General features: G+C 67.5%; 13 protein-coding genes. 9 read left to right on the plus strand and 4 right to left on the minus strand.

The features are described 5' to 3' along the window. Positions 1-40: 40 nt before the first annotated feature. The gene (locus FHY50_RS09120; protein WP_243846610.1) at positions 41-871 is read right to left on the minus strand and encodes an ABC transporter permease; all 831 of its coding nucleotides are present in this window, start codon (positions 869-871) and stop codon (positions 41-43) included. A 70-nt stretch (positions 872-941) separates the two neighbouring features. On the opposite strand from FHY50_RS09120, the gene FHY50_RS09125 reads away from it, so the two are divergent. From FHY50_RS09125 to FHY50_RS09155, 7 genes are all read left to right on the plus strand, one after another. Further along, complete coding sequence (locus tag FHY50_RS09125; protein ID WP_140048151.1) at positions 942-1688, plus strand: GcrA family cell cycle regulator; 747 nt, start codon at positions 942-944, stop codon at positions 1686-1688. 137 nt (positions 1689-1825) lie between these two features. After that, on the plus strand, positions 1826-2251 hold the full coding sequence (locus FHY50_RS09130) for a TadE/TadG family type IV pilus assembly protein (RefSeq protein WP_140048152.1): 426 nt from the start codon (positions 1826-1828) through the stop codon (positions 2249-2251). Next, the gene (locus FHY50_RS09135) at positions 2251-3885 is read left to right on the plus strand and encodes a pilus assembly protein TadG-related protein (RefSeq protein ID WP_140048153.1); all 1635 of its coding nucleotides are present in this window, start codon (positions 2251-2253) and stop codon (positions 3883-3885) included. Before FHY50_RS09130 ends, FHY50_RS09135 begins: the two co-directional genes overlap by 1 nt. Before the next feature lie 224 nt (positions 3886-4109). After that, on the plus strand, positions 4110-5117 hold the full coding sequence (locus FHY50_RS09140) for a PhoH family protein (protein WP_140048154.1): 1008 nt from the start codon (positions 4110-4112) through the stop codon (positions 5115-5117). Continuing rightward, positions 5114-5626, plus strand: coding sequence for an rRNA maturation RNase YbeY (ybeY, locus tag FHY50_RS09145; RefSeq protein ID WP_140048155.1), 513 nt, complete (start codon positions 5114-5116; stop codon positions 5624-5626). Before FHY50_RS09140 ends, ybeY begins: the two co-directional genes overlap by 4 nt. A gap of 9 nt (positions 5627-5635) precedes the next feature. After that, positions 5636-6547, plus strand: a complete 912-nt coding sequence (locus FHY50_RS09150) for a hemolysin family protein (RefSeq protein ID WP_140048156.1) — start codon at positions 5636-5638, stop codon at positions 6545-6547. A gap of 47 nt (positions 6548-6594) precedes the next feature. After that, complete coding sequence (locus FHY50_RS09155; RefSeq protein WP_140048157.1) at positions 6595-7920, plus strand: PQQ-dependent sugar dehydrogenase; 1326 nt, start codon at positions 6595-6597, stop codon at positions 7918-7920. Here the strand turns inward: FHY50_RS09155 and FHY50_RS09160 are convergent. From FHY50_RS09160 to FHY50_RS09170, 3 genes are all read right to left on the minus strand, one after another. Further along, positions 7904-8362 carry a PRC-barrel domain-containing protein gene (locus FHY50_RS09160; RefSeq protein ID WP_140048158.1) on the minus strand — a complete coding sequence of 153 codons (459 nt, stop codon included), beginning with the start codon at positions 8360-8362 and terminating at the stop codon, positions 7904-7906. The genes FHY50_RS09155 and FHY50_RS09160 overlap by 17 nt on opposite strands. 65 nt (positions 8363-8427) lie before the next feature. Beyond that, positions 8428-8730 (minus strand): polyhydroxyalkanoic acid system family protein, encoded by a 303-nt coding sequence (locus tag FHY50_RS09165; protein WP_140048159.1) that lies wholly within the window; start codon positions 8728-8730, stop codon positions 8428-8430. After that, the gene (locus FHY50_RS09170) at positions 8727-9158 is read right to left on the minus strand and encodes a VOC family protein (RefSeq protein WP_140048160.1); all 432 of its coding nucleotides are present in this window, start codon (positions 9156-9158) and stop codon (positions 8727-8729) included. The genes FHY50_RS09165 and FHY50_RS09170 overlap by 4 nt, the downstream gene beginning before the upstream one ends. An 80-nt stretch (positions 9159-9238) precedes the next feature. Between FHY50_RS09170 and lnt the strand changes: the two genes are divergently transcribed. Next, entirely contained in the window at positions 9239-10825 is a 1587-nt protein-coding gene (lnt, locus tag FHY50_RS09175) for an apolipoprotein N-acyltransferase (protein ID WP_140048161.1), read from the plus strand. A 69-nt stretch (positions 10826-10894) separates the two neighbouring features. Then, positions 10895-12106 carry a methionine adenosyltransferase gene (gene metK, locus FHY50_RS09180; protein ID WP_140048162.1) on the plus strand — a complete coding sequence of 404 codons (1212 nt, stop codon included), beginning with the start codon at positions 10895-10897 and terminating at the stop codon, positions 12104-12106. The last annotated feature ends 9 nt before the right edge of the window (positions 12107-12115 follow it).

The following is a 12115-nucleotide window of genomic DNA, read 5'->3' on the forward strand; positions in this document are numbered from 1 at the left end:
CCTTTAGTACGGGCGCAGGGCGTGGAGGGTCAAGCGCCGGTCAGTTCTTGAGCTTCCACCCGCGCTTGAGCAGCACGTAGCACAGCAGCCCCAGCGCGACATTCAGCGCCAGCAGGATCGCGCCGCCCAGCGTCACGTCCGAATCCGCACGTTCGAAGAAGCCGTAGCGGAAGCCGGAGATGATGTAGAAAAACGGGTTGAAATGGCTGATGGTGCGGAACGTCGGGGCGAGGCTCTCGACCGAATAGAAGGTCCCCGACAGCAGCGACAGCGGCGCGACCACGAAGTTGGTCACCGCCGCGGCATGGTCGAACTTTTCCGCCCAGATCGACGTCAGCACGCCGAGCAGCGCGAGGAACAACGACCCGAGCAGCCCGAACCATAGGATCGCCAGCGGATGCCGCGGCACCACGTCCAGCCCGTACAGCGCCATCGCCAGCCACACCGCCCCGCCGACGCACAGCGCCCGCGTCACCGCCCCGCCCGCCAGCGCCGCGAGCAGTTCGGCGACCGAGAGCGGCGGCATCAGATAATCGACGATCGTGCCCTGGATCTTGCCGACCAGCAGCGAGAAGCTGGCATTGGCGAACGCGTTCTGCAGCATGCCCATGATGATGAGGCCGGGCGCGATGAAATCAGCGAACGGCACGCCCAGCACCTGCCGGTCGCGGCCGCCCAGCGCGACGGTGAAGATCACCAGGAACAGCAATGTCGTGATCGCCGGTGCCCACACCGTCTGCAGCTGCACCTTGAAGAAGCGGCGCACCTCCTTCACATAGAGCGTCTTCAATCCCGCCCAGTTGACGCTTCGAATCGTCGGGACGCCAAAGGCGGGCATCGCATTTTCGCCGGTATCGGGCTGATCGGTCATCAGGGGCTCGCCTAGTCGCTGCCGACCGCCGTCGCAACCCGCCCGGCACGACAGGGACGCCACTGCCACCATGAGCTGGACCGAAGAACGTATCGCGACGCTGACCCGGATGTGGGAATCGGGCAGCACCGCCAGCCAGATCGCCGAGGATCTGGGCGGGATCAGCCGCAACGCCGTGATCGGCAAGGCCCATCGCCTCGGCCTCAAGCCGCGCCCGTCGCCGGTCAAGGCCGGGACGGCGGCAGCCCCGGCGCCGGCTGCGGCGCCTGCCACCAAGCCGAAGGCTGCGCCTGCCCCGCCCAAAAAGCCGGTTGCTGCCGCCGCTCCGAAACCCGAACAGGCTGCGCCGTTCGATCCTGCCCCTACCCCGCCTGCGCCTCGCCCCGCCAGTGCCGCGGTGCGCGCGTCGGCTCCGGTCGCCGACGATATCGACGCCGAACCGGCAGGTGAGGTGGCGGACGCCAAGCCCGCCGCACCTGCACCGGTGCTGCGTTCGGTCGGTCCGGGCGGCTTTCTTCGCCAGAATCCCGGTGAACAGGCCCCGCCGACGACTCCGGCCCCGCCGCGGCGGCTGGTGCCGGCGCGCCCGTCCGATGCGGTGGCCGGCAAGACGTCGCTGCTCGATCTCAACGACCGCATCTGCAAATGGCCGATCGGTCATCCCGGCGAGCCTGATTTCCATTTCTGCGGCGACAAGGTGAATCCCGGCTTCCCCTATTGCGTCGATCATTGCGGCCATGCCTATCAGGCGCAGCTGCCGCGCCGCGATCGCCGCCCGCCGCCGCCGCTGCCATATGGTGGCCCGCGCGTTCGATAGCTTTACGCAAGTTGCGGGATATCGCCCCGTTTTCGAGCGAATCGCGCGCTTCGCCGGCTTGGAGATGACGTGAATTACGCAAGTGGCGGCCGTGGTCGGCTAGCCGGTTGGTGAACCATGCCCGCTAGCCTTGCAAAATGGCTATTCGAACCTTTCGCACCGCCGCCTTTGGCGACCGCCGCGCCGCCGCGCTGATCGAATTCGCAATCGCCGCGCCGGTGCTGGTGCTGCTGTTGCTCGGCATAGTCGGTTATGGCCAGTATTTCCTGCTCGCGCATAGTGCGCAGCAGCTTGCCAACGACGCCGCCCGCGTCGCGATCGCCGGGGTCACCGCGCAGGAACGCGAAGCGATCGCCACCGCTGCAGTCGACGACGGCGGCGCCGCGCTGGGCATCGTCGATGCCGAAAACCTGACCAGTGTCGTGCGCGAACAGTCCGGGCGCATCGAAGTCGATGTCGCGGTCGATGCCTCGGACGGGGCGATGTTCTCGGTCCCGATCGTCCCGATGCCGCCGAGCACGATCGTGCGCCGCGCCGCTGCGCGCATTGGCGAGGCATCGTGATGCGGCGGCTTCGCCTCGGGCGGCGCGGCGGGATCGGCCCGATCTTCGCGTGCGGCCTGCCGATGCTGATCGGCTCGGCGGCGCTGGCGGTCGATCTCGGCGCGGCGCAGCTGGAATCGCGGCGGCTGCAGGGCATCGCCGACGCTGCTGCGCTGGCGGCTGCGGGCAATCCGGCCAGGGCGCAGGCTACCGCAGAAGCCGTGGTCGCCGAATCGGGATGGACCGGCTCGGTCACCACCGAGGCGACACGCGGCCGGTATCGCCGCGATGCCGCCATCCCCGTCGCCGACCGGTTCGATGCCACCGGCGCGGTCAATGCGGTGCGCGTGCGGCTGGAGGGCGGGGCCCCGACCTATTTCGCCCGGATCTTCGGCGCGCGGCATGTCGCTGTGGCGCGCACCGGCACTGCAATGCGCAGCGACTATGCCGCCTTCTCGATCGGCAGCCGCCTCGCCGCGGTCGATGGCGGACTGCTCAACGGGCTGCTCGGCGCGCTGACGGGAAGCAGCGTGTCGCTCAGCGTGATGGACTATAACGCGCTGATCGGCACCGATATCGACTTGCTGGCGTTTCTGGGTGCGCTCCGCACCACCGCCTCGCTCGGTGCTGTCAGCTATGACGACGTTCTTGCGGCGCAGGTGACGCGATCGCAACTGCTCGACGCGATGGCGGCGGTGGTCGGCGACGCGACCGCGCGGAACGCGCTGGCGGGGCTGGCCGACGCCGCGGGCGGCGGCACCGTCGCGCTGGCACCCTTGTTCGATCTCGGCCCGATCGGCGATCTCGACCGCGGCGAGGCCGGGCTGGTCCGGGTCAATGCGATGGCGATGCTGAGCACGCTGCTCCAGCACGGCTCGGGCGTGCGACAGGTCGATCTCGACCTGGGCGCGACCGTTCCCGGTCTGGCGCGGACCCGGGTGCGCGTGGCAATCGGCGAGCGCCCGCAAGGATCGCCGTGGATCTCGATCACCGAACTCGGCACGCCGATCCTGCGTACCGCGCAGGCGCGGATCTATGTCGAGGCGAAGCTCGGCGGGATCGCGCTGGGCGGTCTCGGCACGATCGCCGGGATCGAACTGCCGCTGTTCGTCGAACTGGCCAGCGCCGAAGCGCGGCTGACGGACATTTCCTGCGCCACCCGCGCCACGCGATCGGTTTCGATCGAGGCACGCACCGGCCCCGGCAAGGCGGCCATCGCCCGCATCGATACCGGCAAGCTCGATGATTTCTCGACGCCCATGACCTTCGCCAAGGCGCGCCTCGTCGATACCTTGCTGGTCGATATCGACGGAAAGTCGGTCGTCGATCTCGGCAGCGTCGAACCCTGGCAGCAATTGCGGTTCAGCGGCACCGAAGTCGATGCGGCGAGCGTGCGGACGATCTCGTCGTCGCATGCGCTCGAAGGGGTCGCAGTCAGCCTATTGCGCACCATCGAATTGACGCCGGTGGTAGGCGGCTTCCTGCCGTTGCCGGTCGGGCCGATCGTCAACGCGCTCGGCGCCGCGCTCATCCCGCTCGGCCCCGCGCTCGACAGTCTCGTCAACGTCGCGACCGGCGCGATCGGGCTGCGCTATGGCCAGGCCGATGTGCGCGTCACCGGGATGCGCTGCGGCAGGCCGGTGCTGGTCGCATAAGCCACCGGGAATGTTGCCATAATGCCACGCTGACCCGAGCAAAACGGCGAAACCGCGAAACCGCTGTCCTAGATCGCGCTGCTCTGCCACACTCGCCTTTGCATGCAGCCCGATCGCTCCGCGTCCGCCCTGTCGCCATTCCAGTGCCACCGTTCGCCGACCGCCCGATCCCGCCGGATCGACCCGGGACATGCCCTCGCCTTCCGCCTGCCCGAAAGGATCGCATGAGCCGCAAGCCTGTCCCCGCACAGTCGGGGGATCGCAGCCGAGTCGAGGTCAATTTCGACCGGCCCCAGTTGCTGCCACGGCTGTTTGGCGAATTTGACAGCAACATCCTCGCGCTCGAGGAACGGCTCGGGGTCTACATCCACGCCCGCGGCCAGCGCGTGCTGATCGAGGGGTCGGCCGAAGCGGTCGCGCATGCCCGCGAGGTGCTCCAGGAGCTCCATGCCCGGGTGATTCGCGGCGAGGATGTCGATACCGGCCTGATCGATGCTGTGATCGCGATGGCCAGCGAGCCGACGCTGCGCGGCATCATTCGCGCCGATGGCGGCGGGACCGGCGGCAACCCGTCGATTATGATCCGCACGCGCAAGAAGACGATCGTACCGCGCTCGGTCGCGCAGACGCATTACATGCGCCAGCTGATATCGAACGACATCATCTTCGCGCTGGGGCCGGCGGGCACCGGCAAGACCTATATCGCGGTGGCGCAAGCCGTCGCGCAGCTTATCACCGGCAGCGTCCAGCGCCTGATTCTGTCGCGTCCCGCGGTCGAGGCGGGCGAAAAGCTCGGCTTCCTGCCCGGCGACATGAAGGACAAGGTCGATCCGTATCTGCGGCCTTTGTACGATGCGCTCAACGACTGCCTTCCCGCCGAGCAGGTCGAGCGGCGCATCGCATCGGGAGAGATCGAGATCGCGCCGATCGCGTTCATGCGCGGGCGCACGCTGGCCGACGCCTTCGTGATCCTCGACGAGGCGCAGAACACCACGCCGATGCAGATGAAGATGTTCCTCACCCGCTTCGGCCAGAACAGCCGGATGGTGGTGTGCGGCGATCCCAACCAGACCGACCTGCCCGGCGGGACGCGCTCCTCTGGCCTCAACGATGCAGTCGAACGGCTCGAGGGCGTCGAGGGAATGGCGTTCTGCCGTTTCACCTCGGCCGATGTCGTGCGCCACCCGATCGTCGGGCGCATCGTCGATGCCTATGAAGGGCCTGGTGCATGATCGACGTCGCCGTGCTGCGCGAAGAGGGCTGGTCGGCCGATATCGACTGGGACGCGCATGCCGAGGCCGCAATCGCCGCCGCGATCGCGCGCACGCCCTACGCCGAATGGATCGCGCATCCGGTGCTGATCGAGGTCGCGGTGCGGCTGACGTCGAACGACGAGGTGCAGACGCTCAACCGGCAGTACCGGCAGAAGGACCGGCCGACCAACGTACTGTCGTTTCCGATGGTGCAGCCCGATCTGCTCGATGCGGTTACCCTCAACAGCGACGATGGCGAGGTGCTGCTCGGCGACATCGTGCTGGCGCGCGGCGTATGCGCCGACGAGGCGGAAGAGCGCGGGATCGCGCTTGCCGATCATGCCGCCCACTTGATAGTGCATGGCTGCCTGCATCTGCTGGGCTATGACCATCAGGGAGACGCCGATGCCGAGGCGATGGAGCAGATCGAGCGGATCACGCTCGAGAGCCTCGGACTGCACGACCCCTATCCGGTTCGCGAGGATTGAACGAAGCTGATGTCGGAAGACGCAACTGGCAGCGAAGGCGGGCAATCCGGCAGCGAAGGCGGCATATGGCGCGGCCTGCGCGCGATGCTGTTCGGCACCGAACAGGGCGAGACGCTGCGCGACCAGATCGAGGAGATCATCGCCGAGCATGAGGCCGAAGGGGGACGCCCGGTCGCGGGCGACCTTGCCCCGCTCGAACTGCAGATGATCCGCAACCTGCTGCATTTCGGCGAGCGCGACGCCGGCGACATGGGCGTGCCGCGTGCCGACATCATCGCGGTAGAGGAAACCACCAGCTTCGCGGAAGTCGTCGCGCTGTTCGCCGATGCCGGTCACAGCCGCTTGCCGGTCTATCGCGGCAACCTCGATACAGTTGTCGGCATGGTGCACATCAAGGACGTGTTCAATATCCTCGCGACCGATGCGCCGCATCCCGAAACGATCCGCGAGCTGGTCCGCCAGCCGCTTTATGTCCCGCAGTCGATGGGCGCGCTCGACCTGCTAACGCGGATGCAGGGCGGGCGCGTCCACCTGGCAGTGGTGCTCGATGAGTATTCGGGAACCGAAGGCCTCATCACCATCGAGGATCTGGTCGAGGAGATCGTCGGCGAGATCGAGGACGAGCATGACGACGCGCCCATCAACCTGCTGATCCCGCTCGATGACGGCGGCTGGGAAGCCGATGCCCGCGCCGAGCTCGAGGACGTGGCAGAGGCGATCGATCCCCGGCTGGGCGAGATTGACGAGGACGTCGAGACGCTGGCGGGGCTCGCGTTCGTCCTGGCCGGCCGCGTTCCCCAAGCGGGCGAATGCCTGCGCCATGAAAGCGGCTGGACGCTAGAAGTGCTCGAAGCCGATTCACGCCGCGTCTCGCGCGTGCGTCTCCATCCCCCAGCAACGGAACCCTCGGCCGACAGCTGATCCGAAGCCGCTTGGCCCCGGCCGCACCACGCACTATCTGAGGGCCAATGCGCAAACACATCCTGATCGTCGTCGGCATCTTCGTAGTGATCGGCGCAGCCGTCCTGATCTATCTGCTCCAGCCCGATCGTGCCAGGCTCGCGGTTGCCGCGGTCACCGGCCGGACGCCGCAGATCGCTGCGGCGCGCACGCAGGTGCTGCCGACGGTCAACATCGCGGACCCGATCGGGTGGAACGGCGCCGCGCCGACCGCCGCGGCCGGGCTGCGTGTTCAGCCGTTCGCCAGCGGGCTCGATCATCCGCGCTGGATGCTCACCCTTGCCAATGGCGACGTGCTGGTTGCGGAGACCAACTCGCCCCCGCGCGAGGGCGGCGGCATCACCGGCACGGTGATGAACTGGCTGATGGGCCGCGCCGGGGCCGGGGTGCCTTCGGCGAACCGTATCACCCTGCTGCGCGACGCGAATGGCGACGGCGTGGCGGAGGCGCGGTCGGTACTGCTGACCGGGCTCAATTCCCCGTTCGGCATGGCCGTTGTTGGACCCTGGCTGTACGTTGCCAATACCGATGCGCTGGTGCGCTTCCCGTTCACGGTCGGTCAGACCAGGATCACGGCGGCGCCGGAAAAGATCATCGACCTTCCCGGTGGCGGCAATCACTGGACGCGCAACGTCGTCGCCAATCCGGACGGCGACACACTGTTCGTCAGCGTCGGATCGGCCACGAACATCGCCGATAACGGCATCGCCGCTGAGGAGGGTCGCGCCCTGATCCTGGAGGTTAACCCGGCGACGAAGACGTCGCGCATCTTTGCGGCGGGGCTGCGCAATCCGGTGGGGATGGCGATCAATCCCGACACCCGCCGCCTGTGGACCGTCGTCAACGAACGCGACATGCTGGGATCGGATACGCCGCCCGACTATATGACGCAGGTCGAATTCGGCGGTTTCTACGGCTGGCCGTACAGCTATTGGGGTGGCTATGTCGATCCACGGGTGGAGACCGAACGTCCCGACCTGCTCGAATACACCGCCCGTCCCGACTATGCGCTGGGACCGCATACCGCCTCGCTGGGGCTCAGCTTCGCTGGCGAAGCAAAGCTCGGTCCGCGGTTCGCCAGGGGAGCGTTCGTCGGCCAGCATGGCTCGTGGAACCGCGTGCCCGCATCGGGATACAAGGTCGTCTACGTGCCGTTCGCGCCGAACGGCTTCCCCGTGCCCGGTGCCAAGCCGGTCGACGTGCTCACCGGTTTCCTTAACGACGAGGGGGATGCGCGCGGACGTCCGGTCGGGGTCATCGCCGACCGTTCGGGCGCACTGCTCGTCGCCGACGATGTCGGCAACGTCATCTGGCGCGTCAGCGCCGCACCGTGACCCCGGCGGCAAGCGGCGCGTCTTCGTTGGGCAGCGCCAGCAACTGCTCGGCGGTCATCGTCGTGACCAGGTCCCAGTCGCCGCCGCGCTTGACGGCGCGCAGTCCGGTCAGCGGTACCTGAACATCGCGATCGGTCTCGCCGATCTCGGCGATGAGGCCGACCACTGCGCCGTCGGCGCCGATCAACAGATGCTCGATCTCGCCAAGTTCGGCATCGCTGCCATCGACCAGTTCGGCATCGTCGATCTGGTCAGCGGTCAGGCCGAACGCCGTGCCCGGGCCGGTCGCGGTAGCATCGGCGACATCGCTCGCGGTGGCTGCGTCTTCCGCCATCACCACGCCGTTGCGGACGATCTCGGTGCCGTCCGGTGCGGGTGGCCCGTCGCTGCACGCCGCGGCGAAGATCGCCATTCCGCTCACCCAGAACATCTCGCGGACCATCGCCAACACCCCTTTAATCTACATCAGGTTCGACAACCCCTGCCAGTCGCCGCGGTTCCGGCGGGTCAGCGCAGCAGGGTCGGCCCCACCTTGGCGAGCTTTTCGCGGATCTTGGCGGCAAACAAGCCCAGAAACGGGGGAAGGTCGATTGCGGCATGGACATTGGTGTCGGCGACATCGAGGCGACATGCCACCCGCTGCCCCATCGCGGCCACGGTGAAATGCATCGTGTCGCCTTCCCAGCGGTGATCGACCGCGGCGCCGCCGGGGAACATCCCCGCCAGCTTGCCGATTCCGCCGCCAATGCGGTCGCGGGCGGCGTCGCGGCCGAGCTTGTGGGGAATGTCGATTTCAACCGGCTGGGTCATGTCGGGTCCTTGGCAAACAGCATCGCATCGTCGGCAAACGCCTTGAACTCGAGCGCGTTGCCGCTCGGGTCGCAAAAGAACATCGTCGCCTGCTCGCCGATTTCGCCCTTGAAGCGGATATGCGGATAGATGCCGAACGCTATGCCCACGGCCTCTACGCGCCTCGCCAGTGCCTGCCAGTCGGCCATGGTCAGGACCACGCCGAAATGCGGGACGGGTACGGCGTGGCCGTCGACTGGGTTGCTCGCCGCCAATCTGGTCGCTGTCTCGGCGAGATGCGCGACGATCTGATGGCCGAACAGGTCGAAGTCGATCCAGCGCGCCGAGGACCGGCCCTCGGCGCAGCCCAGCACGCCACCGTAAAAGGCACGCGCGGCGGAAAGGTCGTGGACCGGAAAGGCGAGGTGGAACGGGCGCAGTGTCGACATCGCCCATCGCTATCGCAGGAATGCCCGGCGGCAAAGCCCGCGCTTGCGCAAGCCCGGCGGCGCGGCGATAGCACGCACCCATGCAGCCGCCGCACAATCGCCCGTCCAGCCGCCCGTCCGGCCGCGTCGCCAATCTCGTCTGCCTGGTCGCAGGGGCCGCGGCCGCGACGGGGTTCGCACCGCTCGACCTGTGGCCGCTGACCCTGCTGGGAATCGCGACAGTGCTGTGGCTGACGCACGAAGCGCCAAGCCTCAAATCGGCGCTGCTGCGTGGATGGCTGTTCGGCGTTGGCCACTTCACGGTGAACAACAACTGGATTCAGCACGCCTTCGATTTCCAGGATAAGATGCCGCCGACGCTCGGCTATGGCGCGGTCGTCCTGCTGGCGCTCTATCTCGCCGTCTATCCGATGCTGGCGATGGGGCTGGCGTGGCGGCTGGCGAGTCCGCGCGCGGTGCGGGACGCGGCAACGCCGCCGGGGGGGGCGTTCGTATTGGTCGCGGGCGCAGCCTGGATCGCCACCGAATGGCTGCGCGCCACCCTGTTCACCGGCTATGCCTGGAACCCGATCGGCGTCGTCTGGCTGCCGGTGCAGGGCGTGGCGGAGATCGCGCGGCTGACCGGTACGTACGGCCTGTCGGGGATCACCATCGTCGCGGCCGGCGCGCTGCTGCTGATCCAGCAGCGCCGATTTGGGCTGGCGGGCGCCGCGTTCGGCGCGCTGGGCGCGGCGGCGCTGTTCGGCATCGGTGCGGCGCCCCCGCCCCCCGCCGCCGCCACGCTGCGCGTGGTCCAGCCCAATATCGGGCAGCAGGCGGCGCTCGACGATCCCGACTACAACGCCGCGATCCTGCGCAAGATGATCGCTCTCAGCATCAGCGACACCCCCGGGCCGCGGCTGGTGGTGTGGCCCGAGGGCGCGGTGAACTATTATCTGGAGTCGGGCTATCCCGACGCCTGGTATGCGCGCGGCCGTCCCGAAGCTGTGCGCGCCAGCATCGCCCGCATACTCGACGCCGACGACATCGCGCTGGTCGGGTCGACGGCACTCAACCTGGCGCCCGACGGCTCGCTCGCGGGCGCGGGCAACTCGATCTATGTCGTCGGGCCGGACGGCAGGCTCGGCGGGCGCTACGACAAGGCGCATCTGGTGCCTTATGGCGAATATCTGCCGATGCGGCCGATCCTCGGCGAGCTTGGCCTCGCCCGGCTGGTGCAGGGCGACATCGATTTCCTCGAAGGGCCGGGGCCGCGGACGCTGGACGTACCGGGCTTTGGCCGGGTCGGCATGCAGATCTGCTACGAGATCATTTTCTCAGGCGAAGTCGTCGATCGCGGCAACCGTCCCGACCTGCTGTTCAATCCGTCGAACGACGGGTGGTTCGGGCGCTGGGGTCCGCCCCAGCATCTGGCGCAGGCACGAATGCGCGCGCTGGAGGAAGGCGTGCCGATCGTACGGTCGACGCCGACCGGCATCTCCGCGGTGATCGATGCCGACGGCCGCATCGTCGCGTCGATCCCGCACGAGACCAGCGGTGCGGTCGAAGCGCGCATTCCCCGCCCGCTGCCCCCAACGCCCTTTTCGCGCATCGGCAACTGGGCTGCAGCGATTGTCGCTGCCTTGCTGCTGGCCGGCGCCGTTGCCATCCGTCGCCGCGGTCGCTAGGGCAGATATAACGATAGCTTTATATCTTGAAGTCCGGCCGTGGCCGGGCTCCGCATCACGAGGAAATCCATGCGCACCAACTATCTCTTCACGTCCGAATCGGTGTCCGAAGGCCATCCCGACAAGGTCGCGGACCAGATCTCGGACGCGATCGTCGATCTGTTCCTCGGCAAGGATCCCGAAGCACGGATCGCCTGCGAAACCATGACGACGACTCAGCTCGTCGTGCTGGCTGGCGAAATCCGCTGCAAGGGCGTGTTCGAGAATGGCGAATGGGCGGCCGGCGCGCTGGAGGAAATCGAGCGGACCGTCCGCCACACCGTCAAGGAAATTGGCTACGAACAGGCCGGCTTCCATTGGGAGACGCTGCGCTTCGAGAACAATCTGCACGCGCAGTCGGCACACATCGCGCAGGGCGTCGATGCCAGCGGCAACAAGGACGAAGGTGCAGGCGATCAGGGCATCATGTTCGGCTATGCCGCCGACGACACGCCCGACCTGATGCCGGCGACGCTCTATTACAGCCACAAGATCCTCGAGCAGATGTCCGCCGACCGCCATTCGAAGAAGGCGCCGTTCCTCGAGCCCGATGCCAAGAGCCAGGTGACGCTGCGCTATGACGGCAGCAAGCCGGTCGCATGCACCGCGGTCGTCGTGTCCACCCAGCATGCGCCGGGATACGATACCGGCGACAAGGAAGCCGCGCTTCATGCTTATGTGAAGTCGGTCGTTGCCGACGTCATTCCCGCGGAGTTGCTGTCGGACGATACCGTCTATCACATCAACCCGACCGGCAGCTTCGAGATCGGCGGGCCCGATGGCGACGCGGGGCTGACCGGGCGCAAGATCATCGTCGACACCTATGGCGGCGCGGCACCACACGGCGGCGGCGCGTTCAGCGGCAAGGATCCGACCAAGGTCGATCGCTCCGCCGCATACATCACGCGCTATCTGGCGAAGAACATCGTCGCGGCCGGGCTCGCCCAGCGCTGCACCATCCAGCTGGCCTATGCGATCGGCGTATCGAAGCCGCTGTCGCTTTATGTCGACACGCACGGCACCGGCAGCGTCGGCGACGACGTTCTGGAGGCCGCGATCGGCCGGATCGACAAGCTCGGCGGTCTCACCCCGCGCGGCATTCGCACGCATCTCGGCCTCAACAAGCCGATCTATCGCAAGACCGCCGCCTATGGCCATTTCGGGCGTACGCCCGAAGGCGACAGCTTCCCTTGGGAACGCACTGATCTGATCGACGATCTCAAGGCTGCGCTCGCGGACTGAGCGAGGACG

It is taken from the genome of Sphingomonas japonica (genome assembly GCF_006346325.1).
Classification (GTDB): domain Bacteria; phylum Pseudomonadota; class Alphaproteobacteria; order Sphingomonadales; family Sphingomonadaceae; genus Sphingomonas; species Sphingomonas japonica.

Bases quoted from the DNA above. Each gene is read 5' to 3' on its own strand.
- FHY50_RS09170 (WP_140048160.1), bottom strand. From the start codon at position 9,158: ATGTCGACACTGCGCCCGTTCCACCTCGCCTTTCCGGTCCACGACCTT.
- FHY50_RS09135 (WP_140048153.1), top strand. From the start codon at position 2,251: ATGCGGCGGCTTCGCCTCGGGCGGCGCGGCGGGATCGGCCCGATCTTC.
- metK (WP_140048162.1), top strand. From the start codon at position 10,895: ATGCGCACCAACTATCTCTTCACGTCCGAATCGGTGTCCGAAGGCCAT.
- FHY50_RS09155 (WP_140048157.1), top strand. From the start codon at position 6,595: ATGCGCAAACACATCCTGATCGTCGTCGGCATCTTCGTAGTGATCGGC.
- FHY50_RS09160 (WP_140048158.1), bottom strand. From the start codon at position 8,362: ATGGTCCGCGAGATGTTCTGGGTGAGCGGAATGGCGATCTTCGCCGCG.
- FHY50_RS09130 (WP_140048152.1), top strand. From the start codon at position 1,826: ATGGCTATTCGAACCTTTCGCACCGCCGCCTTTGGCGACCGCCGCGCC.
- FHY50_RS09120 (WP_243846610.1), bottom strand. From the start codon at position 871: ATGACCGATCAGCCCGATACCGGCGAAAATGCGATGCCCGCCTTTGGC.
- FHY50_RS09165 (WP_140048159.1), bottom strand. From the start codon at position 8,730: ATGACCCAGCCGGTTGAAATCGACATTCCCCACAAGCTCGGCCGCGAC.
- ybeY (WP_140048155.1), top strand. From the start codon at position 5,114: ATGATCGACGTCGCCGTGCTGCGCGAAGAGGGCTGGTCGGCCGATATC.
- lnt (WP_140048161.1), top strand. From the start codon at position 9,239: ATGCAGCCGCCGCACAATCGCCCGTCCAGCCGCCCGTCCGGCCGCGTC.
- FHY50_RS09150 (WP_140048156.1), top strand. From the start codon at position 5,636: ATGTCGGAAGACGCAACTGGCAGCGAAGGCGGGCAATCCGGCAGCGAA.
- FHY50_RS09140 (WP_140048154.1), top strand. From the start codon at position 4,110: ATGAGCCGCAAGCCTGTCCCCGCACAGTCGGGGGATCGCAGCCGAGTC.
- FHY50_RS09125 (WP_140048151.1), top strand. From the start codon at position 942: ATGAGCTGGACCGAAGAACGTATCGCGACGCTGACCCGGATGTGGGAA.